Below are 26,660 nucleotides of genomic sequence, written 5' to 3'. Positions count from 1 at the left end.
TGATTTCGTGTGTCTCGCTGCAAAAAACTGAGTGAGCGGGTTATAAATCCATGGGAGCGAAAATCGTTGCTGCCAGACGTCCAGATTGCTGACCGCAACTGGGCGTTTTTGTTATTCGGTCATCAAGAGAAAGGAGGCTTACGATGGCGATAGTCCTCGAAGCAAATTACTCGAAGAAGCTGGGGCTGCCCCAGTATTCATCGCACCAGTACTCGATTACTGTGCGCACGGAACTCAGTGACCTCTCGCAGGTGGAGCGTGCATCCTCGGCGTTGTATCGTCAGTTGCAGGAAGCAGTTGACCGTGACATCCAGGTGACTGGGTTCTTGCCTGGGGTTACGGAAACACAGCCGTTGTCTGAGCGGCGTCAGGAGCCTGCTGAGCGTCCTGCACGCGTTGACTTGGGATGGGCCTGCTCTCCCAAGCAAAAGGCCCTTATCGAGCGCCTGATGCGTGAGCATGGCATTGAGCAGGCCAAGGTAGATGACTTGGCCCGTTCGCGCTTCCGCACATCGCTGGAGAACTTAAACAAGATGCAGGCGTCCGGGCTGATCGAGGAATTGATCAGCACGTATGGCTCTGCGAAAGGAAAGGCGCGGTCATGATCCAGGCCATTGATGCTTCAGGGAATGGGCATGCCCCAACCAGTGATGGTCTGCTGGATCATATTTCAGCTAGCACGATTAAACTCTACCTGACGTGCCCGCTGAAGTTTTGGTTCAAGAAGGTGTTGCTGCTGAAGGAACCGGTGTCTCCGAGCTTGCACTTGGGGAAGTCAGTCCATGCAGCGCTGCAATACTTCCACCGTGCTCGTTGGCGTGGTGAGAGCCATGATCGTGGGACCGTGCAGGAAGCCTATTCCTTGGCCTTCAATGCGCCTGAGGAGGCTGCGGCATACCCTGATGAGGGTTCACGTCAGGAGAACCAGGATAAGGGCGCACGCGTGGTCGATGCGTATATCGACTCGGACCATGCGCGGATGCCTGAGATCCCGTTAGGGGTTGAGGTGCAGCTTGAGGAAGACCTGCCGGTGTTGCCGAGCCCTGTGCTGGGTTACATCGACTTGGTGCGCGCTGGCCATGTGCCGGTCGACTACAAGACCTGTGCGAGCACGCCGGACGTTGAGCTCGAAGCATTCCAGCATGAGCTTCAGATGACGCTCTACCAGATGCTGATCGAGTCGGCGACGAACCAAGAGGTGCAAGGTCGTGAGCTGGTGTTCCTGGTGAAGACCAAGAAGCCTAAGGTGATCGTGCATCGCATGAAGCCTGCGACGGAGCGAGAGAAGGAACGCGTGCTGGATATCGCTCTTGCAGCGATGGATGGCATCTACCACGAACGGTTTCATCCCCAAGCGGGGATGCACTGTGGGTGGTGTAGCTTTCGTTCAGAATGCTCGAAGTGGAAAGGAGGCGCACAATGATTCAGGCAGTCATCATCACACTGATTGGTTTGGGCGCAGGGTGGGCCTTGATGGATAACGACCAACCGCCTACACCACCACCCGCACCGATTGAGTCACCATCATTCCAGCCCTTGGCCAATGCGTTGTATTGGATCGGGGGCTGTTCAGTAACCTGTTCCGCGATCTGGGCTGCAAGCCTGGTTCACACCGCTAACATTAAACGGAGAACTATCCATGAGTCTAATCGTTAAGCTTATTCTGGTTGGGCTGTCTTGCTACACAGTCGGCACCTTTATGGGGCCGATTGCAGTTGGGGCAGTCCAAGAGAGCAAGGAAACGCTCTCACCCTTCCTGTTCGTCTCGGCAGCCATGCTGATTGCCAGTATCGGCTATGCTGTCGGTGCAATCCGCCGATCTCCGTTTGGAGGTGATCGTGATGCACGGGGCGAGTATTATCGCTGAGCGTCCGTGAATCGTCAGCGGTGCGTTAAAAGGCTATGGGGTATCCCATACGCGGTTACGGCACCGCTGGCGTGAAAGCGTTTGTTCATCAGCCTTGAGGGGCGATTGCTCGCATGCTCAAACCTACGAAAACACGCCGATTTTCGTAGGTTTTACATCATCCAAGCGTCCTTTCATTTCGGGGCGCTTTTTTCGTATCCATTCAACGTCAACCAACTTGCCAAAATGATAACGGAAATTCTTGAACCGGTCGCACCACCACAGCCAAAACGGTGCAACTTCTTGCTTCACTGTGGGGCCAGTGCAGTTACTCGTGGACACTTGGCTCTGTCGCCAACACCGCAGGCAACCTCAACTTGGAAACCCATCCCGCACATGTTGCTTCTCCAGGTAGTGGAACGCGCCCTGTTGGAGCGTGGCTTCGTCGTCGTGAATCAAGCCCACGGCCTGACGCATGATGCTGCGCGTTACTTTGGCCTGCTGGAGATTGCTTCGAATAACGCAGGTGCTGAATGCCGCTACGTAGTCGGTGTTCGTAATTCCCATGACATGCGTTTCTCGGCAGGTATCGTTGCAGGGAGTCAGGTACTAGTTTGCGACAACCTTTGTTTTTCGGGCGAGATCCAACTCGCTCGTAAACATACGCCGCGCATCCTACAGGACTTGCCTCGTCTTGCTGGTGATGCCGTAGGCGGTCTCAAGCGTTACTGGGATCAGCATGACTTGCGTGTCGAGCGCTATCAGTATGCTGAGATCAGTGATACGCAAGCCCATGACCTGATCGTGCGCTCGGTGGACCAAGGGGTAATGGCCAACAGCTATATCCCCAAGGTCTTGAGCGAGTGGCGGCACCCATCACATCGGGAGTTCGAGGTGAAGAACGTCTGGAGCCTTCAGAACGCCTTTACGGAGGTGTTTAAAGGGCGTCTGGACTTGCTGCCAGACCGGACACGACGACTACATCAGTTGCTGGACCGTGAGGTTGGGCTGAACTGATCTGTCGCCCATGGGTGTCAACTAGTGGTTTACAGTTATTGCGGAGAAGCGCTGCCTCAAGGGGCGCTTTTCTTTAGCTGGGAGTTCTGTGAAGCTTAGTATTGATCGCAGTGGTGTTTGGGCTAGGAGTCATTTTTCGCTTGGCTACTCCACTTTGATGTCTGAGCTATGGCGCATCATTAATTCATGCGCAAAGGTAGTAATCTGACATGGCAGATTTGATAGCAATAAGCCGAAAATCGAAGGTTGCTGAGCTTCACTCTAATGATATTATCCAGAAAACTAGCACACTTACATCGCAAAGATGACAAAAGGCTACGATTGTGTTCGGCCTCAATTAGCGGGTGCTTCAGGAAAGTAGTAATCCATTGAGAGTCCTCGTCGTTTTTCTCAAATTTTGAAATTGCAATAAATAGACTTGTCTTAACCAAGGCACTTATTCCGTATGTGGCGATATGTTCGCCTTCTCCGAGTTTCGTGTCGCCGCAGGCGAGACAAATATCCTGCAACCCATGTCTGGGCAGTTTATGTCGGGACAACTAAATGCTGTTGTCGGACCTTCAGGATGCGGCAAGACTACATTGGTTAACTCGTTGCTTGGATTGACTGATTGTGAAGGTGAGGTTCGCTATAATGGCGCACCGGTTGATCTTCAATCAACCACCTTGGCTGGACGGGTAGGCATGGTTCCGCAGTTCAGTGTTGCTCATGAAGATTTAACAGTAAGAGAGGTGCTGTGCTTCGCCTTCGACTTGACTGTGTCAGGTTCGGTGAAGCGTGATGAGCGTGTTGGTGACGTCCTCGAATTAGTGGGTTTGAGCGAGCATGCGGACAAATTGGTAAAAAGCCTTTCGGGTGGGCAAATGCGACGTCTAGGACTTGCCTTGGAATTAGTTTCCGATCCTGAATGCCTTATTTGCGATGAAGTAACCTCAGGACTCGATCCCCTATCTGAGGATCAGATTTTATCGCTTCTGCGTCTATTGGCTGATCAAAGAAATAAAACCTTCCTTTGCATCATCCATAACCTTTCTAAGCTGCCCGAATTTGATTCGATTACGGTGCTCTACGAGGGGTATTTGGTATTTCAAGGCAACTACTCGGCCTTACGAGAGTGGTTCAATCTCAGTGATCCGTTAAAGCTGTATTTCGTCCTTTCGCAAGATTCACCAGAAGCGTGGGCCGAACGATGGGAGCCCCATGCTCAGGATAGGGTTGTTGAAAAAACAACCACTCAAACGGCGCATCAACCTCTGCCAAAGCCATCAGCGTTCCGGCAACTCCTCACCTTGATCCAGCGGCGTATTCGCCTGTTAGCTCGCGACACGGGTTATGTTTGGCTGCTTTTGGCGCTGACCTTCGGCTTTCCGTGCATCGTCGTTATCTTTGCTCTGAAAGGGTTGCCGCAGATCGAAGGTCTTGCGTTGGAAAGAACCGGAAGTTTTATCCAGCAAATACAACAAAATTTGCGGTTTCAGATGGACTCCGCCGAAACGGCGTCGCTGGTGACAGGCTTGATTATGTTCCAGGTGGTTCTACTCACCCTGATGGGTGCGAATAACGGCGCACGGGAAATCGCATCAGAACGGCATATCTTAGAAAAAGAAAAGATCAGTGGACTACGTCCATGGTGCTATTCTTTGTCCAAGCTAATTTTTGTAGGTGGAATAGCGATTTTTCAAGGGGTTTGGATGACGCTCTTTGTGAAGATTATCTGCCAGTTTCCAGGTTCATTTATCATGCAAGCGACGATTCTTTCGCTGTGTTGTCTCTCTATGACATGGGTTTGCTTGGGTATGTCGGCAGTATTCGCATCAACGGAAAAGGCGTCACTATTATCTATCTACCTCGTCGGCTTTCAGCTTCCCCTGTCAGGCGTGGTTCTTGCCTTACCGGATATGGTCGTCTGGGTGCTTCGACCGTTTATTAACGCATTTTGGAGCTGGTCTGGATATTTGGTAACCATGAAGGACTATCAGGTTTACGATGCTTATCGAATTAGGGACACCAGTTGGCTACCAAGCGAGAATTTGGCTGGTTTGGTGCTCATTGTCCAAGCTATCTGTGGGGGTGTCGCTGTTTTTTGGGGAGTAAAAAAGCGTCACTAAAAGGCGCTCTATTTCCTGGGGGTAATCGCTCATCTCATGCCAGCAACATCCTTTGATCGAAGAATAGTAATGCTAGAAATATGCCTTAATGATGTTGATCAACAGTGGCTTATGGGTTCATAGCCTGTTTCTGAATGGTCTACACTAGATGTATCAATCTGAAAAGCTATGTAACATGAATTTTTAATAAAAATAGCATTTAGTTATTGACTAAGGTGATTGTGAGTAAAAACAATGGGAATGCTTAAACAAGTATCTCGTGTTATTCTCTATCTTTCGTAGGCTCTCTCCCCTCAAGCCTACATGTCATTCCAAATTACGAAAAATCTTCTAGAGCCGCCAAGCGTTCCTGTTGCATTTTGGCGTGCAATGTTTTTCCTACTGATTACATTGCATGTTGCGCCTGATTTATCAGCCAAGCTCGTATTCGCGAATACATCCATCTCCGACAAGGCTGAATTGGGTGCCGAAAAGTTTCCTTTCTCATTTGAATTTGAGAATAAAGGAGATCAAACTGTTGAGATTCAGCAGGTGAAAACAAGCTGTGGCTGCACTACAGCTGAGCTTAATCAAAAAGTATACCAACCTGGTGATTCAGGGGAGATCACGGGCACCTTTAGCATTGGCAATCGCCTAGGCAAGCAGAAGAAGACCGTCACTTTGTTCACCGACAACCTCGGACAGCCAGAGATCAAGTTAAGCATTGAGGTCGAAATCCCGAAATTCCTGAGCATCAAGCCGGGCTTGGTATACTGGCACCAAAGTAGTACCCCTGAACCTAAGGCGATTTACCTGCAAGCGTATGACGAATCTGTGACTATTCAAAACGTCGAATGCAACTCTGATTTTTTTTCCGCAAAACTATCAGGGCCAAACGAAATTGGTATCTATAAGCTGATCATCACGCCGCTGGTGCTGAATGAGGCGAAACGAGCAGTCATTCGCATCCATGCAAAATACGGGGAGGGCACCTCAAAGACTTTCTTTGCCCATGCGATGGTAAAGTAAAAGCCCCTTATGAAACCAATCACATCTCACGTGAATCAGCTACTTACAATCACCTCCTTCCTCATTGGCACACTTGCCCTGCGAGCGGGAGATGTCTTTAAATATAAGACCATGGAGATCACAGGCAATGAGCAGGCGGTCTTGGTTCTTTGCCCGGGATTGAATCAAAATGGCGATTTTTTCCTAAAGGAAAAACCTTGGGTGGATTTCGCACACGAGCATGAACTTGGTTTAATAGCTCTGTCTTTTCAGTCGGATGTGGATAAGCTCTACAATTCTGAGAGGAAGGGATATTATTGGCCTGAGCAAGGGTCAGGTGCAGCATTGCTGTCTGCAATCAAGAAGTCTTACGGGAAAGAACTACCAATTTTGATTTACGGATTTTCAGGCGGCGCGCACTTTGCCAGTCGTTTCGTGGAGTGGAAGCCGGAGCAAGTTGTTGCATGGACGGCGTACTCTGCACAGTTTTGGGATTCTCCTCAGGAGGCATCCGTCACGCCCCCCGGCATTGTTGCATGCGGAGAGCACGATAGCATCCGCTGGCAGCCAACTTTTGCTTACTTTTACGAAGGCCGCCAACTGAAGAGGCCTTGGACATGGATTAGCCTCGCAGGCACTGGCCATGCCCGTCACCGCGCCTTTGAGCAATTCATTCGCGACTACTTTGCTGCGGCGCTAGACTCCTCCAATCTGAACGATTCGGGTAAGCAGACCATCATATTCATCGATGTCGATACTGAGGAATTATTTGTCAATGAACAAGATACAATTCAACCCGCCATGTTGGCAGTTCTTCCCGATGGTCGCCTTGCTGAGAAGTGGAAGGCGGTGCACGCTCAATAAATATGCATTCTTAACCAGAGAAATCCATGAATACAAAATCAATCATACGGACTATTGCGCTTTCCGCCATTTTCATAGCTGGCTGCGTAACGTTATGTAACCAGAATCAGTCGCTCGCTGTAGCTGAGTGCGATCCGCCTGAAAACCCGCCAGAGGATCAGCCGCCAGAGAATGGGGATTCCATGCCAAGTGAGTTTGCCGCTTAGCTATTTCCAATATGAGAGTCTACAGTGAATAAATCTATGTTTCGATCTCGTTCAACATGGATGCAAAAGATGCTGGTGGGTCTGGTGGCGCTTATTGCCGCCAGTTCCACTTTCGCTGCTCCGAAGCTCAATGAAAGGGGCAACGTCTTGGCGAATGCGGATACGTTTGGCTATCTGAGGATCAAGCGAAAACTGGGGACTCTTCAGTTGGGTGAACGCGTGAGCTACGATCTGAATCTGTTTTTTTCGAGTAATCCAGCCACGAAACCGGGAGCATTCGGGCCAGGCTGGTCTCTACCTCTACTCGATTCAACTTTCTACGAGTATGATCAGGGGCAATTCATCTGGGACGCCCCAGACGGAAATCGCCGTTTTTTCACTTACGACAGCGAGCGTCAAGATAGTCGAGGGCGCAAGGTGTTGGTCCACCAAGGAGGGAACTTAGAGGCCTATTACAATGCCCGGCATCATGAGTGCCTGGTGACGGCGGAGAACGATCCCCACTGGGCGTTTGAATACCGAGATGGACGATTGATTCGCTTTCGCCTGGGTGAGGCGGCGGAGGTTTGCCGGGTACACTACAATGGGCGGGGCCATCCGCAGCAGCTGGTGCTTGAGAACGGAAACAAGGTGATCTTCGAAATCGATTACTTGGGTCTGACCACTCCCGATCAAATTTGGGTCGGAGATCAGGAGATTCAAGTTGAAATGGGCAATGGAGACATGGTGTCGCCCGATGGCAAGACACCCTACAAAAATTTTCGATTTAAATTTTTAAGGCGGCTCGGCGATGAGCAGTTTACCTACACACAGAGCGAGGATCATCGACGGGCGCTCCAGCAGCCCAAGGGTGGCAAAAAAGGCAAGTTTGTTTTGGTGCCAGTGAATCGCATTACGATCACAAGTTCTTCGGGGGCTGACAGCTGGGCCGAATGGGAAGCAAGGAGCGGCTTCGTGACAGCAGATAATGGTGCAGTCTACCAGGTCCGCAATGATGCCTACGACCCCTATCGTAGCGATGATACAATTGCCCCTGAGGAGAAGATACAGTTGGCGCCTGTCCAGGTGTCAGTGAAGCGTATCACTGATGGAGCGAAGAAACCCGAGCAATGGTCCTACAACTGGAAAACGGGAGTGCGCATTTACACAAATGAGTCAGGTGATTTGATGAGAAAAACCTTCATTATGGCACCTGGATCAGCGTATAAAAAGTTGCGCAAAGTTGAGCAGAAGAACAATGATGGGATATGGGAGCGAACAGAGAATTACTCTTATGCGCCGAATGGAGATCTTCTAAGGAAGAATATAAATGGAGTTGGAATGTACAACTTTGAATATTACCCAGAGGGGATGATCAAGAACGTTTATTTGAATGGAAATTTATTATCGAGTCACGCCTATAAAGGTGAGGAGTGGCAAAGCGTAAAACACTATTCCGGGGGTTCAATCAAGGAAATGATTATCATTAATGGAGTTGTTATGAAAGTCGTAGTAGATGGGGTCGTCGTTTCTGATTATTTTCAGAAAGGAATCGATGACATGCCACCCGGAGAGTTTAAAAATAAAATGGAGAAAATTATTAATGATTATGGTAAATTATAACAGAAATGCTGCAATTCTTGCAATAAGTGCGCTTACTCCTTTCTGCCTGCATGGAGCTGGTGGTGCTGATGCCATTTTATCAACATCACCACAGGCCGCTTCGGAGTTCGCAAAGGATGATCCTTTCGGTGGCAGTAGTAATGTAACTATAGAGCTTTTTCCCGGCAATGATAATCCAGCACCTACGACTGAGTGTTGTGATTCGCAAGGCAATGCGGGATCTTGGACCGCTCGGAGCAATTATTCATATAGTTGGTCAGGAGGCGCTAGCGGCACTAATAAATCCGCTACTCTTGACACATCAACTGCCGGTAATGTTACAGCGACATGTATCAGAACGATCACTTGGGATTGCTCCGTAGATGATTCGACAGAGACTACAACTAAAACCACTAGCAAAACATTCAAGGTTGTTGAGATCACGGGTATAACTATGAGCAATGATACCCCATGCCCAGGAGAAGTTGTGACTCTAAGTATTGAATCGACACCAGCAAATAGAAGTGCTAATTACCAGATTGTTGGAAATTCTAATGGTGCGAGTATTAGCGGAAATCTGCTAACCATGCCAACCGGACCTTTCTCATATACTGTAAATGTAAAAGCTACGGATAGCAATCTGTCATCAGTTACCTATGAGGAAGCTGTTTCAGCTAACAATATTATCTCAGGAACTATAACCAACACAATAACATGGTTCGGCCCAACACAGAACAATGCATTCAAGATCGACATTCTCGTAAATCGGAACCTTAGCGTTTGTAGTAGTTATACAGGGCAAGTCGAAGTGGGAGGGCAGGCTGCTGCAAATGCGACCACTACGACAAATGTCGTCAACATCCCCTTGGCCAGCTTGACGACTAACGCGAGCATCAACTACAATGATAATGTGAGCTATGCTTTCTTTCCTGGGTATGCTAGCCCACCGGCTAATGGCACTCAAGTGCATGGATCGTCAACAGCAGAATGGTGGTTAATATCGCCGCAAGCATCTGATTCGGGCACGTCTGATATTGCATTAGCAACATATACATATAACAATAATTAAAACCCTCATGAAATCACTTATAACAATAAGCCTTCTATTGTTAGGGCTTTTTCCTAGCCACACATGCTTGGGGCAGATCGGTACAAAAATATACTTTATTCCAGCAGATCAAGCAAAACAATCTGCAGTCAGCGTAGATGCATTTTCTCTAGATCCTGAATTAGTGATCGAGCGAATGATAACCCTATGCGATGCCCAAGTAATTCAGAAAACGAGTTTTGGAATTGAGAAAATCAATGACTTGTCAAAGCCCTATGCTATGAGTTTCCCTCTGAATGACTTTGGCGATCACGATCTAGAGCTGCCAGATTGGTTGGAGGCTATACTTACACTAGAAATAACAATTTCAAACTTTAAGATTATCGATGATGAGACTATCTCGTTTGATTATTATGTCATGTGGAATAAGCTTAATGATTTGAGCAAACGAAACATTGATCTTAGTGAATTTACTGGGAGAAAAGAAACATTGATTCGCAAATACGGAATGCCAGGACAAGTATTCCTTACGCCTGGCAGTTTCGGAGGCAGTATGCTCAAGGATGGCGATGGAAATATATTTGCAGCAATTTATCATTTTAACAAACAGGGCATGAAAAAATAGGAAATTGAAAAGCGCAGAACGGTAGTAATACATCTAAAGTATGTAGTGCCTTCTTTTTTCGATATTTTGCTAAATTAGAGAAAAGATATATTCTAAAGTATATTTCCTTGGCAGGTAGTGAATGCTGAATACATTATGAATCCTTTCCCGATCAATAGTTAGGGGAGTGTGTGCCTTTCAAGGGATTGAAATCCGATGAGAGAAATATCGCTACCCTATCTCGGTTTTTGTAGATAATCAGGGAAAGATCGCAAATCAGAGAATGCTGAGCTGATTTTTTAAGGCAGTTTCAACTATTGAAAGAAAAATTATTTATCAGTGTTGTGGGGCTTTTAAGCATCGCTATGGGGACAATATGCGCGAATCCGACCATATTGGAAATTAGCGAACCCACCAAAATTCCGAACTTTGAGGACATCCATTTCTGCCTTCGGATGCCGAATAGCTGGGACCCAGATGCGGATAGGAAGGACATGTTTAACAAGCCGGTTCATTTAGTGCGAGGGTTGATTGCAATATGCACCTGGGAAACCACGGCCAAGAACATTAGGGACAATCTGGAGCTCAAAGGGAAGTTTGGCCACATCATCAAGTTTGCGGAGGAGAACAATCTGGCGGTGGTGTGCTGGACCAACTTTAAAGGCTACAAGACCGACACCAGCGGAGATGAGTATGAAGAGGAAATGCTCAAGGACTATGAGCGCAATTACGACCGCCGGGCGCGGGAATGGGAGATGGGTTACAAGCGGCTCTGTAAGAAATACTCCCTGCCGATGTATGACACGCTGGTTTATGGCATTAGTGGGGGTGGGCAGATGTCGCATCGGCTCGCGTTGCGCAAACCCGAATATTTCTTTGGCGTGCACATGCATGTGAATAGTAGTTATGATGTGCTGTCCGATGACGCCAATGAAGTGCTCTGGCTCGTGACGACTGGGACTCGGGAGTACGGCTACCCCGCAGGGCAACGCTTTTATCGCGATGGCTTGGAGAAGGGCTACCACATGATCTTCCGGGCCGAGGAAAATCTGGGTCATTCCAGCAGTGAGGAGACGAATCGATTGACGATTAAGTTTTTTGAGTACTGCCTCAAGTTCCTACCTGATCCGACGGATGAGAATTGGCAAGCGGCGCCGGTGGATCAGTTTTACTTTATGAAACACCCGACCTACGTTGGTGATTATATCAACCAAGAAGCTTTTCCAGTCGATGAGGCCGAGAAGTATGTGGAACCGCAATGCATGGTGGCGCTACCGACCAAGGATATTGCCGAAGCTTGGGGGACTATCATTGAGTGATCGAAGGTCTTTCCAGTTTTTTTATTCCCGAGTACCGGTTGGATTGGTTTGACTATGGGCCTGGCTCGCCGAATCGCACGGCAGCCTTCATCGCGGTATACGCAGTGGTGGTCTGGTGGTTTGCGCTGAAATTCAAGTGCTGGGGTTTCTGGTTCAGCTTGGCCCTGTTCAGTGTTTGCTTGTTGTTTCTCTTGCAAACGGAGTCCCGGGGCGGATTCATTGCAGTGCTGTTAGGGCTGGTGATCACCTTCATTGCTGTGCGTGTGAGTAGCGCGCAGAGCTGGCGTGAATTCGCTTTGGCAAGATCGACTTGGCTGCGTTCGTCGGCATTGCTAGCCGTCACCATTGCTGGAGTCTGGTACGCCGGTGAGCTGGGGATGCGCGATCGACTGGTATCGATGGCGAGTGGGCGGGATGAATCCACCAGCGTGCGCGTGCAGCTCTACACTGCGGGCTTGGCGATGTTGCGTGACGCGTCGCACGGGGTGGGCGCGGATCAGGCAGGCGATTTCTATGCGCAATGGTATCAGCCGGTCGGCGATACGCGTAGCTACCTGTCTTTGGTCAATTCACACCTGACCTGGTTGGTCGAATACGATCTGCTTTTCAAGGTGGGTTATCTATTGGCGTGGGCATCGGTGCTTGCCTTGCTCTGGCCATCGAAGGGCTGTGGTAATTTACGCATTGTGACTTTCGCTGCCTGGGCCACAATATTTGCGACAGGTCTCTTTAGCCGAACATTGAATTTGCCTGCGGCTTGGATAGTGCCCGGGCTATTGTTGACCGGCGTCCTGATTGAGCGAATAGTAAAGCGCCAAGCTTTGCGGAAGCACGAATTGCTGCTGGGTGTGTCCAGCGCCTTGGGCACGATCATTATCTTGCTCTTGGGAACCTACTTGGTTCCTAGGTCTATAAGCGTGCAGGCGACGGAAGAGCTAGCAATCGTTGGGAGACCAACCGAGGATCCCTTTTGGATCATTGCGCCGCATCAGCGGGTCCTTGGAGATAAGTATGGGCATTCCATACGGGAATACCTGAATGAGCTTGAGCAGGTGAGGATTGATTTTGGGGAAACTTGGCAGCACTCCAATCCAAAGCGAATGCTGTTTGCGGGAGATGCGCCGTTGGTCGACGAATTGCCAGAATCGGCAGAGTTAATCATTTTGATGAACCCCAGCTCTGATTCGATTGAGCAATGGCAACGTGTGGCGGGAGATCGCCCTTTAAAAATTTATCTTGGTGGGATGGGGGATTGGCGCCGCGCTCGGGCGTGGCGTAATGCTGCGGAAGATTACGACCTATGGCGAGTCACGACTTTACCTGGCGTCGTGGATTACATTCCTGATTGGCCGCGCTATTTGCTCGATCAATCTGACGATGTTTCAGATCAAAACATCGAGAGTGATTCAAATTCAACACTAGCTTCGGGGTTCGATCCTTTTGCAATGTAGTATGAAGCGAATTTTTCTTCGGTTGAGTGTGCTCTTAGTGGCCCCTATTTTATTTGGCGGACTGAATGCTTGGCTAAATCCGGATGGGCCGCCTTGGAGTGTTGAAGCTTTGGCCGAGGGTGAAGTGAATTTTGCGGTTTTGAATTCGTGGGAACGATCCGTATTGTGGGTTGATGCGCGTGAGCCTGATCAGTTCGAGCAAGATCACATTCCCCAAGCTCTAAATTTATCGCTGTCTCACTTTGATGAGCAAATTGGGCTCTTCCTTGAGCAATGGGTGCCCGGAGTGCCCGTGGTGGTATATTGTGGCAGTCGTCATTGTGGAATGAGTAAGGAATTGGCCAATCGCCTCCGCAACGATTTCGCGATGGATGAAATTTATGTGCTGAAAGGAGGGTGGGACGCATGGCTCGAACACAAGTAATTCTGTTCCTTCTGGCCCAGATGATTTTGGGGGCCTTGTTTCTTTATTCGGGGATCGTAAAGATGTTGGAACCCAAGGAGTTCCTTCAGTCCATTGAGGCTTATCGTCTCGTCCTGTATGAGGTTGCCTGGCTGACCGCTTATTATTTGCCACCTCTGGAAATATTGGTTGGCCTTGGAGTCTTTATCCGTCAATGGCGACGCGCTTGCGCTTCTTTGATTGCAGTCATGATGCTCATATTCACGACTGCACTGATTCTTGCTTGGGCCCGAGGATTGGATATTAATTGCGGATGCTTTGGGGCTAGCTCTGAGGCTAGCAATTATTGGATCGTACTCGGTCGGGATTTAATTTTATTGTTTTTAGCGATCACGGTCGCAATCTATGCTGATACTAAGGCATCTCGACTGTTCACCAAAAAGTTTGTGGCAGGTGCCTCAGCCAAGCCAACTCTTGAAACGAATTAGTATGAAAACTTACTATCATTCTGGCAAATCCGTACTCTTTCCAGTTCTCGTAGTAGCAGGTCTGGCTATTCTTGTTTTGGTCGGACTGATGGCCTATCGAAATTTTGCAGGGGGTGTTTCCCAGCCCTTGCCAGTGGCTCAGTTTGCGGATAATCCAAAGGCATTTTCTGGCAATCAATATGAGTTGGAAGGACGTATCGATACCCAGCTTGGCTACGAAGCCGGTGTCGGGCGATTGCTGCTTACCCAAGATGTCGCCACGAATGAGGCGGTGCCTTTATTTGTGCCCTCAACCATTGAAGATTTCAGCCCCAATCCCGGCCAAATCTACCGGTTTGCTCTACGCGTTGATGGACGCGGTGTCCTGACAGTGGAATCTTATACTAAGCTATAATGATGAAAGCTTTTACTCTTTTCTTATTTCTGTGTGTTAGTGGATTATGCGCCCAAACCGAGGAAATGCCTTCATCGAATGAAGGTGCAGCGGTGCCCACAGAACCGGGCAGACAACCTCGATCAGCGAGCAACTTGCCGGGACCGAGTCAGACTACTAGGCCCTCAACTGGTGGGCCGAATGATTCATCTGCGGGTATTCGCAGTCTCTTGGAGGGTTTCGATTTGCGTAGCAGCTCTTTTAACTGGCGCGGAAAAAGCTTCGCCCTTGGTGATTCCGAGATGGCCCGAGCGCGTTTTGAGAAGTATCTTAACGCTCCACCGGCAACTGGTAAGGAGGATGTGGAATACAATCAAATCCTTGAGGACATCAATCGGCGGCTAGTGGGATATCAAGGAGGAACTGACTCCAAGCGAGTCGCTGAAGCCTGGCGCATGCTTTATCAAGCGTCTGAGTTTCCTATGGACAGTGGATTAAGCGAAACATTGGCGGACAGAGTCGTCAGCTTTTGGCAGACAAATCGAAAGATTCAGATGCTGCTGATGGAAAATGAACGCTTGGAAGATAGCCGGAGCCGCATCGAAGCCAATATGCGAATTATCAATAATCGTGATCGCAGGGAATTCATTGACATGACGCGTGGGGTGGCCGGTAAAGATAATCCCCCTCCCCCGGCATTGGACTACCTCTTAGAGCCCGAACAAAAGCGTTTGGATGAAGCTGAACAGAAGTTGGAGGAGAACAAGGCTTATGAAGCCACGTCACGAGTGAATCAGAAACTGGAATTTCAAAGTATGATTATGCAGTTCTTTATCCAGCGCCGGTTCCAGCACACCCTGATCGCCAATGATTTTTACCGATATATGTTCAGCGCGGAGGATAATACGTTAGAGGGCGCTGATTCTTTGAAGGGCCAAGTCTTTGGCGATTTAGACGTTAAGATCACGACATCGACCGTTGACGCACTATCCAAAGAAGCGATGGCCGATGTCGGTCAATCAATTGAGACGGTCAATTTTCTGTTAGAGCAGGGAGAAGTTCATATGGCAGCGCAGCGCCTCATGGAAGCGTTCTATCTCGGGGAATATCTACCTTCAGTTAAAACATTCCCCTTGGAGAAAAAACGCAAAATTTTAAACTACATTCGTGATCTCAATACCTTGGCGAATGCTTTGGAAGTGAAGAATTTTGATCGAGCGACTGAAACATTGGAGAAGATTACGAAATATGCTGAAGACTTTGATACTGGTAAACCGGATGCCTTTATCGCAACGTCAAAGCAGATGAGTAATTTGGCTATGCAGCGTGCGCTAAGTGCCGCCTACGAGCAAGATCGTGCTGGTATTGAAATGGCAATGCGTGAAGCCGTTGAGTTTTGGCCAACCAATCCAGAAATCCAGAAGTTTTCTGAGAAGCTGCTTGAGAAAACGGACATCCAAGATCTGGCGTCCGGGGACTTTGACCGCCTCATCGGGCAAAAGGATTTCCGAGCGATCTTTAACGACCGCTTTCGATTTGCCGCCGCGCTGGCAATGGATGTAGGCCGTAATAAGCAATTTCTGGACATTATGAAGCGCATGGAGAAAATTGAAACATCCATGGCTCAGGCCAAGGAACTGGCTCGTATTAATAATAAATTTGGCGCTTGGGAGGTGCTGGAACGCGTTTATCAGCAGTACCCCGATGACCAGGAGCTGAATCGTATGCGTGGTGATTTTGCAGTAAAAGCTTCTCGGTTTGCGGCCGCCTTGGCCGATGCAGAAGAAGCGCTGGAGAATGAGGATGTTAGCAAGGCTTTGTTTGCATTTCTTGAGGCGAAGAGACTCTATCCTGCCAGCTATTTCGCCGAAGAGGGCATTGTTCAGTGCACATCAATCATTTTGATTGATAGCGAGCCGGTTGCATCGGGCGATGAGCTTGCATCCAATGTTCCCTAAATTTTTTTAGCCTGAGAGCTTCACAGCCTGGGAAAAAATTACCGTTTGGCGTCTGGCTTTTAGTGTAATGGGACTATTGCCTAAATTATTTACGCAAGCCAAATTTTGCTCCGTTGGAGCTTTTGGATTGGCCTACCTATACAGTAAACGTCCGGCGCTTGGCCCTATTGGCGCGGAGTGTAGTCTGGCAGATATGACCCTATTGTAAGCGTCCGAGCTCCATCCCACTTGACTACCAATGGTAAGCATTGTCGTTTCTCATTGGTAAGGGTTTGTAGTTAGCGCTTCGTTGGTAAGCGTCACCCCAAGCACCGTCAGATAAGACTCCCGTGCAAGCTTAAGTGTAAACGTCCGGCGCTCGGCCCTATTGACGCGGAGTGCTGTTGGGCAGGTATGACCCGATTTGGCAATGACGTGACTTCACATGGACCAATGACGTGACGTCATTTACCAAAGATTGATGCCGTGAGGTCACGTGGTTGGTAACGACCATTGGGATGGAGCCAGTGCGCTGATGTCGTCCTGGTTGGTCATCTTGGGTAGGCGAGTCAGGACATCCCGGAGGTAATCGAAGGGATTGACGCCGTGACGCTTACGCTGTATTTGCTCTTATCTCCGATGCACCCGACTACTCGCTACCTTCCTCGCCACCTCAGAACCCTCAGGCATATCTGGCCCCAGTAATTGCCATGCCCGTAGCCCATAGGCTGCGGCGAGGCGTTCTACGGTGGACACCCAGATCTCCTTTTTACGCCCGCCCTCGATATCTTGGTAGAACTTGTAGCCGATACCAGCGACCTGGGCAAATTCCTCCTGTGTCAGGCCGTGTCGTGCCCTTAACTGCCTGAGTTTGTCGCCAAGTTCGGAGATCGTGTTATTCACGCGAACACCATACGCTCTTATGGTTTGACGGGACACCCTATGAGCGTAAGGTATTTGTTGGTCCGATAATGAATACGATATCCCTATTTTTTAACCGCTACGTTAACCTTCTGATGCTGTTGATGTTCGCATCAGTTCACGCGCCTTGCCTTCGGGCAGAGCCATACTCGATTCCCAAGCTGCTCAAGGATAAAGGCTATGAGCGTGATGACATTTTCGTGATCCTTAAACGTGACCCAAGCTTTGCCGCAATCTGTAAGGAGTATGGCCTTGATAGGCCATCATCATGGCCCGGTTTGCTTAACAAGCTGCGTCTGCGTCAGGAACTCCTGAAGGAACGCCTTGAGGAGGCTAGCTCGATGCGTAACACATCTGACATGCGCAGTAGTATCGATGGCAGACGTTTAAGCAAGGCTGATGTGCGTCAGGATGGGCAGGAGCGTTATGCGAAGTATTCTGAGGAGATGGCCGAGGTGCAGCTGGTTGAGCAATTCGTGTTGGGGCTGCAAGATGAAATGGAGCGTGTTCGGCGTCGTGACTCCCTTACGGGTGAGGTCGAGATCAAGAATGTCGAGGGCAAGGGATTCGTGGGGAGTGTGGTTCTGATGGACGCGGGGGATGCGATCATCCACAAGGAGGGCGCTGGTTACTTTCGGGTTGTGCTCGCAGGACTATCTCCCGAGACCCAGATGAAGATATTTGAGTGCCTCGTTGCGTCTTGGCATGAAATACCGGGTTGGCAGGAAAATGAACCCATGGGCAATCTTGATGACGTGATTGCCTATGACGATAGCTACCTCTACCAGAAACGAGGCGATTCGTTGGTTCGTTTGCCGTTTGCTGAGAATGTGATGACCTACGAAAGGCGGCAGTTTATTTTTGAAGTTCTGCTGAGTAATCCCTCGAACAGCATTGGTGAATCCAAGCGCTTTTACTTGGATCAAGACGCCCTGGATTATGAGATTAAGGGAGATGGCTACCGAGGCTATTTGGTAGAGATGGATGGCCGTGCTGTGTTTATCAAGCTGTATGAGCGTGAGTTCCTCTCACCGGGATGGGCTGAAATGAACCTGATCAGTGAGGGCAAGAGCAAACCAATTAACTTGCCTGATGGTAGTTCACCCCGCTTTCCGATATACGGGGAGGTCAGTTCCAAGACGCTGAAGTGGCATACAAAGACACTGGGTCTTTTGGAGACCAGTAAGCAGAGGGCTGAGATGAATCGACGTCGCTGTGACTTGATAAAGTTTTTTGAGAGTCTGGATGGAATTGAGCTGCCGGTGGTGGAGGGTGTGGCTGGTGTTGCGGTGACAGAGGAGGCTGAGTGATGTGGTTGGGGCTGTCTCTTTCACTGGAAGTTGCTGTGACAACCATGGTTGGCACGTCGAATGCAGACTTACGCTTTGGTTGGCAGGACTAACTGTCTGAAGGATGAATGCGTAAGTTCTTACAGTTCCTCTCCCACGAGAAAATTAAGGAAGAAAAACTGCGCCCGGAACGGGCGGAGTTTTATTTCTAAATTCTTAATAGTATCGTATTAGGGAGAGGATCAGTAAGACTATCAGTCTTTGTATCAGTATTGTTGTGGACAAGCTAGTGGACAAAATCTCCTAGCTTGTGGACATTATTCTCAGGTTAGTGGTCAGAATTGGCTTTGCTAAAGGGCAAAACCATTTCCTGAAGGTCCCGTCTAGGGTAGAGTCGCTGAAAGTATATTTCGCTTCGTTGCACATCATACCTACCGTCCTCAACGAAAGCTTGGTAATCTTCTGGATCTGGATTCTTACCGCAATTCGACTTAAAGCGTTCAAAGGCTGGTATTACTTTACCCATGCAGGCCAAATAATATCCTAATTTCTCTCCATTAAGCCATTTGTGGGCAGTTGGCTCTGCCTCTAGAAACCAGTAGCCAGCCAATCCTTGGCATAATGCTCTGCCATTGGGGTAAAAGTCGTTTAACCAATTAGGCCAATAACCGTAATTTCTTTCCTTACTCTCAGGCATGCCAGCGAAGGCTCCGTTTACCCACGCATCATGAAGAGTATAGATTGCATCTATGCTTAGCAGATTGGCATCAACTAGTTGTACGAGCCGGTCTCGCGTCTCTCTTGTTCGTTTTCTTCGACTATTATTTAAGTTGCCGAGTCTGAAGAGCAAGTCTCCAGCTAGGATGATGCGATTAACTTCACTGTCCAATTGATCTTTTGTGCGTGGGGAATCGGTGGTGATGTTCGACGTAGATTCTTTGGCTGCTTGTATTTTCTTTTCGATGTTCGGGTCGATTTGAACCTCATCTAGTTCGCCTACTTTTTTATACAAGTGAGTGAAGAGAGATCCGAGCAGATCGAATTCCAGTTTCTTAGCGTTGATGGTGCGGTGTAGTGTGTTTTTCCCTGCAAACATATGCCGTTCATTGCGACACCACCCTTTGTCGACCAGATCAGTATAATATCGCTGTATGGTTTTTGCGCTAATGATCTTGCTTAATGGTTTGCTGATTCTTTCTGCGATGGTTTTGTAGCTGTCCACGGTCCAAAGCGTTCCGTTTCGCTTAACTCTAGCGCGAGATGGTGAGCTTTTGGTCGGGGCGAAATGGTAGATCAGGTCCGTCAGGATCAGCCTATAAATTTCCTTGTTTTGTCTGGGTAGTTCGTTGCAGAGCTGTCGAACTGCCGTGTTGTAATCGTTTTTTTTGTTGATTAGGTCTACGAATGTGGATGATAGAAATGTGTTCATTGTAATTTAATTTAATGTCCTGCGGGAGGAGTCTATTTGACTGGTTGGTTGCCCAACCAGTTGCGTCTGTCTCGTTTATAATGCGCAGTAGTCGATTTTTCCAGTAATGGATCGGTCGGAATCCATTCCCCCTGTTGTTGGGAACTGAAAAATACTCCTGTGCATAGACACAGATTTAGCACGAACTGCTTGTTCGATCCATGAATGGATTGGGTGCGATTTATTCCCGCTCTTTTGCTATGCGCCGAAAGCTCTGTTTTAGGACCTTACGAATTCCCATCATTCGACTGCGGTCTTCAGCGTCTATCGAGCGTTTATTGAGGGTCGTGGAGCGGTCTTCTTTGACTTGATATTCACCGAGGTGCTCCAAGGCGGCATAGCGTTCGGGGTGCTGTTCGGTGAAGAACATTAAGATGTTCCATGCTGAATTGAACCAATCATCGGCATTAGCTGAAGAGAGAGGTGCAAGGGCATGTATTTCAGCGTAGAGTTCTAGGGGGATTGGGATCACTCTGGCGGGTGGCATGAACGATCCGGGGCTTGCCGTTAATTTAATTCTCCTGAGACGATCAAGATACTCAATCAGATGGTGGGCATACGCGTTTGCCTCCAGACTCCGATCGACGCCTTGCTTGGTTGGGTTCTCGATGTAATCTTTCGCTAGTTCAAGCGAACGAACCCACTCGCTAGCCTTCTCTTTTTGATTGCCGCGTGGGCCCATTAATACAGGCCAAAGCAATTGCCTTCGCGCAATGCCCTTTGTCTCCTCCTCGTGTTTGTCGGCGGAGTTTTCCAAGTGGCGAGTCAGTGTGGCTGCTAGGCCGTGCAAAACGCTTACGTATTCCTTCGAGCTAGCTAGGTCGCTCCCTATGGATTCAGCGGCAACCTGCATTTGGTCCAGCGCTCGTGCACGGATATCGGGAGAATTGTCGAGGCTCAGGTCGGCTAGGGTATGAATGACGATTCGAATCAACTCGGGGGCCGTCTCACAGAACATTCTTTTCCGTAACTTGGCTTCTTGGTCAGTGAGGGGAGCGATGCTTTTGCCTAGTGGGTCGAAGCGCTTGTCATGAAAAAACTGATCTGGGATTTCGCAACTGTCGCTATAAGCTTCAATATCTGGATGCAGTGTTAACTTGGGCTCATCCACATTGAATGCGGGAAATGTGTTGTAGTGAGGAACTCCGTCCAGGTGGTAACTGGGATTGCCAGGCGTGGGAAATTCGAGGGCATCAAGTTCTCGTGGCCCTAAATCTTCGGGCTCAGGTCTATGTGGCTCAAGCTCCTTGCTCATGGAGGCATTCTGAATCGGCGTTTTGATCTAGCAAGCGTGAGTTTTGGAACCAGTGGCTTTCAATTTTCGAATTCGAATCACATTTCCTAGCCTTTGCCAGTTGTGTACGTTGTGGGGGCTGCTCATGGGCTATTGAGTGCGATGCTTGTCGAGCACTGTAGATCCTTTGGCGGGTATCAGCTTGTCGTAACCGCTTTGCTTAGTTGAATTAGTTTATCTAATTTATCTGCTGCGACGCAGATTTTCCTTCTCATTTTGGGGTGATTGCTTTCTCCTGAACTTTGGGTTCTTCCCGATTCAGTTCTTTGACAGTTCGAAACGATAAATCAGTTACAGTTAAGCCCCCTTTTAAAATACGGCAGGAGTGAGATGGCTTGTCGGGCGAATTAGGCGATGCCTACGAAGGGAGAATCCAGCTCAATTAACATTCATTAAATATTAAATGATGTTGAAAATTATAAAAAAAGTGAATCTTGATGATTCAAAATTAAATAAGATGCCCATTTTGGCATGTGTAAAGGAGCGAGTTTTTGATGCTCCAGTAGACCTTGAAGGTCACGCTGACTTTCAACTGATGAACCTCGATGGCTCTTTATGTGCAGGCGAAGATATCGCTATACTTATTGAGCAAAGAGATTTTCAAATCAATGCATCCGATAAGGCTGACATCGAGGAATACACGAAAGATTTAATTCTAAAATATCAAATGCTTAAAATTGATCCAGATCGGCTTAAGGTTGGAGTCTGGAGATTTAATGATTACTCAGAAGTTACAATTGTCATGGCAGTTGCCATCCCAAGGGAGCACATAAAGCAAATATTTCGCTTTAGTGGTTGGGCAGGTCATGAGTTTATTTATGACATCGAAGCGGATCTGCTTGCGCCTTCTGGCACCAACCTTTGGGGGCCGAAAAAGTTATCAACGCAAGATATCGCTAAGTCAGTAAGCGCACTGTTAGTCGGTAAGTTGCCGGACTTTATACCTGAGCAGACTGATGAAGAATGGGAATTGCAGCGATCAGCGTGTCAGCTGCGTTACCGTTATATTTACGGAACCGCCATGAATGGCTAGATGCCGTAAAATGCAACACTAAGTAACTGAAGTTTCGGATTGTTTAGCTTAATCGGGGAGACCCAACTTTTTTAAGGTTGATCGTGGTGGTGCCTGCGACGCGGTTCTTTTTAGCTGGCTCGCACGCGTTGCCAATGTCCGTTCTTGGGCAGTTCGATACCTCGCTTGAGGCAGCGCTTGCGGATTGCGTTGTCAGATGATCCTAAATCTTTTGCAAGGTGTGAGAGGGGTTTTTCCCAAACTAACTTTTTAAGCGCGGCGTCATCCGGCCACAGCACGGTATGCTTCTCGGGTAGCTTGCCTTTCAGTTTAACGTCCTCTACTGCCTCAGGAGACATGCTCCAGAACTCTATTACGTCTTGGGGGTCTTCAATGACGTCACGATAATGCAGTGTAACCATATTACTGCTAGTGCCATTCCGTGTTGCGACTTTGCCGATGTCCTCATCGCGTTCGACTTGATAGCTGATGCTGGTGTGGCGTAGGATATCGCTCACCCAGTTGGTGGGTTGGATTGCATTTTTCAGGCTTTGCATTTTTTTAACCCAATTTATGGGTCTACCTTGGAACGGATATTTTTTGAGCCAAGTTTCAAGTATGCCAGCGATTGGAACGCGCCGTTTGATTTTTCCCTCCATTTTCCCACCTGATATTATCAAGTATTCCGAGCGGACATCTTCAGGTTTAAGGGCTTCAAGTTCGCTGGGTCGTAGTCCGGCGAAGAGCATTAGCGCAATACTTGAGGCCATGGATCCATCTTTGTAGTCACATGAGGCTTTCAGTAGCTGTTTTACTTCTGAAAGTGGAAGGATTACTACCTTTCGCCTTTGTTGAGGTAATGCTTCCATGTGATCACAGGGGTTTTCTAGGCAGTATTTGGCACGGACTGCCCAGTTGAAGAACGCGTTTAAACCACGCCTATAACTTCTCTGCGTGCCTATGTGCTTATAAGGTGAAAGAACCTCCTCTATGCTGCGGGTTGTGAATTCGTGCACGGCAGTGTTGGGGTCGTCTTTAGACAATAATTTTAAGCACTTACTATAATATGCTTTGGTTTTTTCAGAGCGTCCAGTTCGAGAGGCTATGAATTTCTCGGATGCGAGGTACACGCCGATTTTTGAGATCTCGGGCTTGTAATGACTCTCAAAGAAGGCAATGGCATTCTCTAGGCCTACATCGCTTACTTTTGCAACGCGCTGACGTAGGGACTGTAGTTCGAGGATCTGCTCGGTTAAAGTAGATTCCGCCGTGTGGGAAAGGGCTGTTTCAGCGTCCGCAATTTGTTCAGCGCTCAGCTTCGTGCGTACTAGCAGCCGGTCGTGTTTACCTTCCAGGCACTCTTTCTCTAAGTTCGCTCGATACTCAATGGCATCTGCGCGATAGCGGAAGTTCTTACGTATTCTCTCGCCGTCAGGCTTGTATCCGGTTACTCGATACGAGGTGTTTCCAGACGGGTTCTTAAACTTTTCAATTTTGAAACGCTCGGTTTTTGGGCTTGCGGGCATACGATTTAATTAGACAAATTATTGGGCAAATGTCAACTTATCTCTAATTGAGAATTTCATAAATATATGATAATTAAATATTAATGGCTTATTGAAAGTTGATTTGTAATCATCAGGTCGTCGGTTCGATCCCGACAGGTGGCTCCAAAATTTAGTCAGGGTTATCGTCCAATTTTAACCCGAATCCCGCATAGTTAGTAGCTGTGCGGGATTTCTTTTGCTCGGAGCTCCGAGCGTTCACGTTCCATGCCACTGTGAAAAAAGTTGCGAAAATAAAAAATAGTGGGCTACTCTGGGCTACATGGGACGAAAGAAAACGGGCGCGGTGGTGTATCCGGTGCGCAATCATCCGACTATGAATTTCATGGTGTCGCTGAGGTATCCGAACGGGAAGCGACTCCGAGAATATTTCAAGGATGAGGCAGACGCCGAGACGCGGGCCGGGGCGCTGAATAAAGACCTGCTCTATGAAGGACTTGAGGGCGTGCGCTTTGGGGCGGAAGCTCGCGCCGAGTATGCGGCATGTAAGCGAAAGCTAGACGGGCGCGGCGTGTCCCTGATGGCCGTTGTTGACGATTGGCTTGCCCGGCTCCCGATACAGCGGAAAAAGACTTTCTCGAAGCGATACACGATTATTGCGACTCGAAGCGGAAAGGGAACCGGCGTCCGACAACGATTGCCGGTTGCGAGCGCCGGTTAAAAGAGTTCTGGCGCTTCTCGCTGGTGGATTCCGTCAACCGCATCACGCCGGAAATGTGCCGAGATTATTTGATGCGTCCGGGGCTGGCGGTTGGGTCGGTGGCCAGCTACCGAATCCACTTGAACGGATTTTTCGGGTATTGCCGCAAACGGGGATGGATGGCCGGTGATCCATTGGAAGCGATAGACCGGCCAACGCAGGACGCGAAAGACCCGGCAATCTTGACGCCTGATGAGGTGGCGCGGTTTATGGCTGAGGTTGCCCGGCTGAAAGACGGCCGCATCGTCAAGGCTGTTGCGCTCCGGTTGTTCGCCGGGCTGCGTCCAGGTGAACAAGAGGCATTGCGCGAGCGTGATATTTTGGCCGATGGGATACGCGTTGGCGTCGGCAAAATCCGAGGGCGGCGGGCCGTGCGCGTGGTTCCCATGTCGCCGGTACTGCGGGCGTGGTTCGCGGTGTTTCCTGATGCGAAGCTACAGCCCGCGAATTTCCGCAAAATTCAAGATGAGGCGATTAGGCGGGCCGGGCTGGTGGACGTGTGGGAGAAAGACATTTTGCGCCATACGTGGATTTCCTACCGGCTGGCGGAAACGAATGACGAGCGCCTGACGGCCCGCGAGGCCGGAAACTCACCAGACATAATTTACCGCCACTATTACCAGCTAGTGACGGCGGCAGAGGTTAAGCAGTTCGGAATGTTTACTAAGCCGCAGCTAATGGAGCGCCGGGGAACTTGATCGTTTTCATCCCGCCTGCAAATACAGTCTTATCATCGACTGGAGGCTGCTTTTTCTTGCTGAGACGGCTGGCAAGTGCTTCGCCAGTTACGCGGCAGAATTGCCAATAGCGAATGCGGCAAAACGCAGAGAAATACGCTGCCATGAAGTTGTTCAGGGCTTGGCGCACTTCTGGGCGCTTGCGTGATAGATCATCCTCAATCGACTTGTTATACTGCTCGAATTCGGGCGAGTTGAAGTCGATGCGGCGAATCTCGTCAACGCTGGGGAACTTGTCGCCGTAGGAAATAGAGGAGGCGGCAGACATTACCAAATGGAGGTATTCGGTGCCGGGAACCTCGCCACTGAGAAGGATTTGGTCAATCTCGTGCGCGGCGTCGAGGAGTTTAACGCGTGCTTCTGTTTTGCGTAGTTCCCTGTTCAGGCGCATGACGCGGATGAAAGGGAGTAGGCAAATGAGAAATACTATGATGAGTGCTTCCATCTGAATTAGGACAAAGAGAATATCGTCCAAGTTTACAAAATATCAATCCTTTTTGATGATGTTGGGGAGCTGTGCTTGGTTGGGCAGTAGTTTGTGAAACTCGTTTAGTCGCTTGTCGCGTTCATCTATGGCATTCAATAGGCGTTCTTTTTCCTTGTAGCTCATGTCGAGCATCTTGTCGTAGGAGCTTTTCCAGAGCCTAATGAAAAAGTATAGTAGTAAGCCGGTGAAGATCGCTCCTGCTGCGAAGTGAAAGCCTTCTGGGAGTAAATCAAGTAGGCGAATAGCGGTGTTCGATGCGGCTTCTGAGAATTCAGCGAGAATCATAGATGACTGTCGTATAGTAGCTTGCGGTATTGAATGGAAGGCGAAATGGCCCCTCATATTTGAGGGGTCTTATTGCTTCTAGGGAATAGGGCCTATGGGGTTAAGCCGGAATGGGGAAAGGTATAATGTCAGCTAGCCTTGCTCTTCTCTTCACTGCCTAAGAGGTGTTCGACCCTTCGACGCGGGAGCGTGGCCAGTGGTAAGAGCAGTTCGCCGTGTTCATCGTAGTAGTCGGCAATGGAGTCGAGTGCTGACTCGATCATGCCTGTTATCGATAAGCGCGTCTCTGCGGAAATGTGGTCAATGCGGGCTCTCAATTCGGGGTCGATCCTTACGTTGAGAGATTCTTTTGGCTTACTGCCTGTCGGTTTTCGTCCCATGTCTGCATTTATCGAAAAAAACTTTGCGAAATGCAAATTCTATAAGGCATTGCTATTAAATAGCTTGGATAAGTACATGTGTTCATGGAATTTAAATTAGTAAAACAGCGCTTTACATGTGCGTTCAAAATAGCGTTTCGTATGCGTCATGGGACGAAACCAAACCTTCACGCCGACTGTTCCGGCAGCAAAGATTGAAGAGAGCCTAGCAGCCTGTCGGATTTGATGGCCTAGCTTTACTGAAGTTGATTTGTTGCTCGGATGGATTTTGTGACAGTAGATCGTGACAC

Annotated in this window: 29 protein-coding genes; 20 read left to right on the top strand and 9 right to left on the bottom strand. The window is 48.8% G+C overall.

The features are described from left to right. The first annotated feature begins 143 nt into the window (after window positions 1-143). From RBB62_RS09765 to RBB62_RS09690, 16 genes are all read left to right on the top strand, one after another. Window positions 144-605 carry a hypothetical protein gene (locus RBB62_RS09765; RefSeq protein ID WP_309398590.1) on the top strand — a complete coding sequence of 154 codons (462 nt, stop codon included), beginning with the start codon at window positions 144-146 and terminating at the stop codon, window positions 603-605. Further along, on the top strand, window positions 602-1,423 hold the full coding sequence (locus RBB62_RS09760) for a RecB family exonuclease (RefSeq protein ID WP_309398589.1): 822 nt from the start codon (window positions 602-604) through the stop codon (window positions 1,421-1,423). Before RBB62_RS09765 ends, RBB62_RS09760 begins: the two co-directional genes overlap by 4 nt. Window positions 1,424-1,639: 216 nt before the next feature. Continuing rightward, window positions 1,640-1,867, top strand: a complete 228-nt coding sequence (locus RBB62_RS09755) for a hypothetical protein (RefSeq protein WP_309398587.1) — start codon at window positions 1,640-1,642, stop codon at window positions 1,865-1,867. A 282-nt stretch (window positions 1,868-2,149) separates the two neighbouring features. Further along, window positions 2,150-2,863: a DUF932 domain-containing protein gene (locus RBB62_RS09750; protein WP_309398585.1), complete on the top strand. Its 714-nt coding sequence runs from the start codon at window positions 2,150-2,152 to the stop codon at window positions 2,861-2,863. 455 nt (window positions 2,864-3,318) lie between these two features. Next, on the top strand, window positions 3,319-4,971 hold the full coding sequence (locus RBB62_RS09745) for an ATP-binding cassette domain-containing protein (protein ID WP_309398583.1): 1,653 nt from the start codon (window positions 3,319-3,321) through the stop codon (window positions 4,969-4,971). 303 nt (window positions 4,972-5,274) lie between these two features. Continuing rightward, window positions 5,275-5,979 (top strand): DUF1573 domain-containing protein, encoded by a 705-nt coding sequence (locus RBB62_RS09740; protein ID WP_309398582.1) that lies wholly within the window; start codon window positions 5,275-5,277, stop codon window positions 5,977-5,979. A gap of 9 nt (window positions 5,980-5,988) precedes the next feature. Beyond that, window positions 5,989-6,822 carry a hypothetical protein gene (locus RBB62_RS09735; protein ID WP_309398581.1) on the top strand — a complete coding sequence of 278 codons (834 nt, stop codon included), beginning with the start codon at window positions 5,989-5,991 and terminating at the stop codon, window positions 6,820-6,822. A 266-nt stretch (window positions 6,823-7,088) separates the two neighbouring features. After that, a complete protein-coding gene (locus RBB62_RS09730; RefSeq protein WP_309398580.1) occupies window positions 7,089-8,630 on the top strand; it encodes a hypothetical protein in 1,542 nt (513 codons plus the stop codon). Next, window positions 8,611-9,678, top strand: a complete 1,068-nt coding sequence (locus RBB62_RS09725) for a hypothetical protein (protein ID WP_309398579.1) — start codon at window positions 8,611-8,613, stop codon at window positions 9,676-9,678. The genes RBB62_RS09730 and RBB62_RS09725 overlap by 20 nt, the downstream gene beginning before the upstream one ends. A 7-nt stretch (window positions 9,679-9,685) precedes the next feature. Then, the gene (locus tag RBB62_RS09720; protein ID WP_309398578.1) at window positions 9,686-10,282 is read left to right on the top strand and encodes a hypothetical protein; all 597 of its coding nucleotides are present in this window, start codon (window positions 9,686-9,688) and stop codon (window positions 10,280-10,282) included. A gap of 506 nt (window positions 10,283-10,788) precedes the next feature. Then, window positions 10,789-11,580: an alpha/beta hydrolase family protein gene (locus RBB62_RS09715; RefSeq protein WP_309398577.1), complete on the top strand. Its 792-nt coding sequence runs from the start codon at window positions 10,789-10,791 to the stop codon at window positions 11,578-11,580. After that, window positions 11,577-13,031, top strand: coding sequence for an O-antigen ligase family protein (locus RBB62_RS09710; RefSeq protein ID WP_309398576.1), 1,455 nt, complete (start codon window positions 11,577-11,579; stop codon window positions 13,029-13,031). Before RBB62_RS09715 ends, RBB62_RS09710 begins: the two co-directional genes overlap by 4 nt. Window position 13,032: 1 nt before the next feature. Beyond that, entirely contained in the window at window positions 13,033-13,455 is a 423-nt protein-coding gene (locus RBB62_RS09705; protein ID WP_309398575.1) for a rhodanese-like domain-containing protein, read from the top strand. After that, window positions 13,437-13,922 (top strand): MauE/DoxX family redox-associated membrane protein, encoded by a 486-nt coding sequence (locus RBB62_RS09700; protein WP_309398574.1) that lies wholly within the window; start codon window positions 13,437-13,439, stop codon window positions 13,920-13,922. Before RBB62_RS09705 ends, RBB62_RS09700 begins: the two co-directional genes overlap by 19 nt. 1 nt (window position 13,923) lies before the next feature. Next, complete coding sequence (locus tag RBB62_RS09695) at window positions 13,924-14,316, top strand: hypothetical protein (protein ID WP_309398573.1); 393 nt, start codon at window positions 13,924-13,926, stop codon at window positions 14,314-14,316. Next, a complete protein-coding gene (locus tag RBB62_RS09690) occupies window positions 14,316-16,253 on the top strand; it encodes a hypothetical protein (protein WP_309398572.1) in 1,938 nt (645 codons plus the stop codon). Before RBB62_RS09695 ends, RBB62_RS09690 begins: the two co-directional genes overlap by 1 nt. Before the next feature lie 471 nt (window positions 16,254-16,724). Here RBB62_RS09690 and RBB62_RS20270 read toward each other — a convergent pair whose 3' ends face one another. Continuing rightward, window positions 16,725-16,856, bottom strand: coding sequence for a transposase domain-containing protein (locus tag RBB62_RS20270; RefSeq protein WP_425499888.1), 132 nt, complete (start codon window positions 16,854-16,856; stop codon window positions 16,725-16,727). Window positions 16,857-16,862: 6 nt separating this feature from the next. Further along, window positions 16,863-17,135: a helix-turn-helix domain-containing protein gene (locus RBB62_RS09685; RefSeq protein WP_309398571.1), complete on the bottom strand. Its 273-nt coding sequence runs from the start codon at window positions 17,133-17,135 to the stop codon at window positions 16,863-16,865. 68 nt (window positions 17,136-17,203) lie between these two features. Here RBB62_RS09685 and RBB62_RS09680 point away from each other — a divergent pair, with 68 nt between their 5' ends. Next, window positions 17,204-18,463, top strand: coding sequence for a hypothetical protein (locus RBB62_RS09680; protein ID WP_309398570.1), 1,260 nt, complete (start codon window positions 17,204-17,206; stop codon window positions 18,461-18,463). A gap of 307 nt (window positions 18,464-18,770) precedes the next feature. On the opposite strand, the gene RBB62_RS09675 is transcribed toward RBB62_RS09680, so the two are convergent. After that, window positions 18,771-19,871 (bottom strand): hypothetical protein, encoded by a 1,101-nt coding sequence (locus tag RBB62_RS09675; RefSeq protein ID WP_309398568.1) that lies wholly within the window; start codon window positions 19,869-19,871, stop codon window positions 18,771-18,773. A gap of 220 nt (window positions 19,872-20,091) precedes the next feature. Further along, the gene (locus RBB62_RS09670; protein WP_309398567.1) at window positions 20,092-21,165 is read right to left on the bottom strand and encodes a hypothetical protein; all 1,074 of its coding nucleotides are present in this window, start codon (window positions 21,163-21,165) and stop codon (window positions 20,092-20,094) included. Between the two features lie 442 nt (window positions 21,166-21,607). Here RBB62_RS09670 and RBB62_RS09665 point away from each other — a divergent pair, with 442 nt between their 5' ends. Continuing rightward, window positions 21,608-22,237, top strand: a complete 630-nt coding sequence (locus tag RBB62_RS09665; RefSeq protein WP_309398566.1) for a hypothetical protein — start codon at window positions 21,608-21,610, stop codon at window positions 22,235-22,237. Window positions 22,238-22,347: 110 nt separating this feature from the next. Here the strand turns inward: RBB62_RS09665 and RBB62_RS09660 are convergent, their stop codons facing one another. Next, window positions 22,348-23,742 carry a tyrosine-type recombinase/integrase gene (locus tag RBB62_RS09660; protein ID WP_309398565.1) on the bottom strand — a complete coding sequence of 465 codons (1,395 nt, stop codon included), beginning with the start codon at window positions 23,740-23,742 and terminating at the stop codon, window positions 22,348-22,350. A gap of 301 nt (window positions 23,743-24,043) precedes the next feature. Here RBB62_RS09660 and RBB62_RS09655 point away from each other — a divergent pair, with 301 nt between their 5' ends. Both RBB62_RS09655 and RBB62_RS09650 read left to right on the top strand, forming a co-directional pair. Further along, on the top strand, window positions 24,044-24,442 hold the full coding sequence (locus tag RBB62_RS09655) for a hypothetical protein (RefSeq protein WP_309398564.1): 399 nt from the start codon (window positions 24,044-24,046) through the stop codon (window positions 24,440-24,442). 23 nt (window positions 24,443-24,465) lie between these two features. After that, complete coding sequence (locus tag RBB62_RS09650; RefSeq protein ID WP_309398562.1) at window positions 24,466-25,179, top strand: tyrosine-type recombinase/integrase; 714 nt, start codon at window positions 24,466-24,468, stop codon at window positions 25,177-25,179. On the opposite strand, the gene RBB62_RS09645 is transcribed toward RBB62_RS09650, so the two are convergent. The 4 genes from RBB62_RS09645 to RBB62_RS09630 all read right to left on the bottom strand — a co-directional run. After that, window positions 25,145-25,663 carry a hypothetical protein gene (locus RBB62_RS09645; protein WP_309398561.1) on the bottom strand — a complete coding sequence of 173 codons (519 nt, stop codon included), beginning with the start codon at window positions 25,661-25,663 and terminating at the stop codon, window positions 25,145-25,147. The genes RBB62_RS09650 and RBB62_RS09645 overlap by 35 nt on opposite strands. Before the next feature lie 42 nt (window positions 25,664-25,705). Next, on the bottom strand, window positions 25,706-25,990 hold the full coding sequence (locus tag RBB62_RS09640) for a hypothetical protein (RefSeq protein WP_309398560.1): 285 nt from the start codon (window positions 25,988-25,990) through the stop codon (window positions 25,706-25,708). Between the two features lie 128 nt (window positions 25,991-26,118). Further along, window positions 26,119-26,370: a hypothetical protein gene (locus RBB62_RS09635; protein ID WP_309398559.1), complete on the bottom strand. Its 252-nt coding sequence runs from the start codon at window positions 26,368-26,370 to the stop codon at window positions 26,119-26,121. A gap of 96 nt (window positions 26,371-26,466) precedes the next feature. Further along, the coding region (locus RBB62_RS09630) for a hypothetical protein (RefSeq protein WP_309398558.1) at window positions 26,467-26,660 on the bottom strand (194 nt) is incomplete at its 5' end.

Origin of the sequence: Cerasicoccus maritimus (assembly GCA_031296935.1) — a bacterium.
Lineage (GTDB): Bacteria > Verrucomicrobiota > Verrucomicrobiia > Opitutales > Cerasicoccaceae > Cerasicoccus > Cerasicoccus maritimus.
The sequence above is the reverse complement of the archived record's forward strand: the minus strand, read 5'-3'. Positions and strand labels throughout refer to the sequence as shown.

What these genes read in the sequence shown, in the direction of transcription:
- RBB62_RS09765 (WP_309398590.1), top strand. Translation starts at nt 144, where the DNA reads ATGGCGATAGTCCTCGAAGCAAATTACTCGAAGAAGCTGGGGCTGCCC.
- RBB62_RS09760 (WP_309398589.1), top strand. Translation starts at nt 602, where the DNA reads ATGATCCAGGCCATTGATGCTTCAGGGAATGGGCATGCCCCAACCAGT.
- RBB62_RS09755 (WP_309398587.1), top strand. Translation starts at nt 1,640, where the DNA reads ATGAGTCTAATCGTTAAGCTTATTCTGGTTGGGCTGTCTTGCTACACA.
- RBB62_RS09745 (WP_309398583.1), top strand. Translation starts at nt 3,319, where the DNA reads ATGTTCGCCTTCTCCGAGTTTCGTGTCGCCGCAGGCGAGACAAATATC.
- RBB62_RS09740 (WP_309398582.1), top strand. Translation starts at nt 5,275, where the DNA reads ATGTCATTCCAAATTACGAAAAATCTTCTAGAGCCGCCAAGCGTTCCT.
- RBB62_RS09735 (WP_309398581.1), top strand. Translation starts at nt 5,989, where the DNA reads ATGAAACCAATCACATCTCACGTGAATCAGCTACTTACAATCACCTCC.
- RBB62_RS09730 (WP_309398580.1), top strand. Translation starts at nt 7,089, where the DNA reads ATGCAAAAGATGCTGGTGGGTCTGGTGGCGCTTATTGCCGCCAGTTCC.
- RBB62_RS09725 (WP_309398579.1), top strand. Translation starts at nt 8,611, where the DNA reads ATGATTATGGTAAATTATAACAGAAATGCTGCAATTCTTGCAATAAGT.
- RBB62_RS09720 (WP_309398578.1), top strand. Translation starts at nt 9,686, where the DNA reads ATGAAATCACTTATAACAATAAGCCTTCTATTGTTAGGGCTTTTTCCT.
- RBB62_RS09705 (WP_309398575.1), top strand. Translation starts at nt 13,033, where the DNA reads ATGAAGCGAATTTTTCTTCGGTTGAGTGTGCTCTTAGTGGCCCCTATT.
- RBB62_RS09700 (WP_309398574.1), top strand. Translation starts at nt 13,437, where the DNA reads ATGGCTCGAACACAAGTAATTCTGTTCCTTCTGGCCCAGATGATTTTG.
- RBB62_RS09695 (WP_309398573.1), top strand. Translation starts at nt 13,924, where the DNA reads ATGAAAACTTACTATCATTCTGGCAAATCCGTACTCTTTCCAGTTCTC.
- RBB62_RS09690 (WP_309398572.1), top strand. Translation starts at nt 14,316, where the DNA reads ATGATGAAAGCTTTTACTCTTTTCTTATTTCTGTGTGTTAGTGGATTA.
- RBB62_RS09680 (WP_309398570.1), top strand. Translation starts at nt 17,204, where the DNA reads ATGAATACGATATCCCTATTTTTTAACCGCTACGTTAACCTTCTGATG.
- RBB62_RS09675 (WP_309398568.1), bottom strand. Translation starts at nt 19,871, where the DNA reads ATGAACACATTTCTATCATCCACATTCGTAGACCTAATCAACAAAAAA.
- RBB62_RS09670 (WP_309398567.1), bottom strand. Translation starts at nt 21,165, where the DNA reads ATGAGCAAGGAGCTTGAGCCACATAGACCTGAGCCCGAAGATTTAGGG.
- RBB62_RS09665 (WP_309398566.1), top strand. Translation starts at nt 21,608, where the DNA reads ATGATGTTGAAAATTATAAAAAAAGTGAATCTTGATGATTCAAAATTA.
- RBB62_RS09660 (WP_309398565.1), bottom strand. Translation starts at nt 23,742, where the DNA reads ATGCCCGCAAGCCCAAAAACCGAGCGTTTCAAAATTGAAAAGTTTAAG.
- RBB62_RS09655 (WP_309398564.1), top strand. Translation starts at nt 24,044, where the DNA reads ATGGGACGAAAGAAAACGGGCGCGGTGGTGTATCCGGTGCGCAATCAT.
- RBB62_RS09645 (WP_309398561.1), bottom strand. Translation starts at nt 25,663, where the DNA reads ATGGAAGCACTCATCATAGTATTTCTCATTTGCCTACTCCCTTTCATC.
- RBB62_RS09640 (WP_309398560.1), bottom strand. Translation starts at nt 25,990, where the DNA reads ATGATTCTCGCTGAATTCTCAGAAGCCGCATCGAACACCGCTATTCGC.
- RBB62_RS09635 (WP_309398559.1), bottom strand. Translation starts at nt 26,370, where the DNA reads ATGGGACGAAAACCGACAGGCAGTAAGCCAAAAGAATCTCTCAACGTA.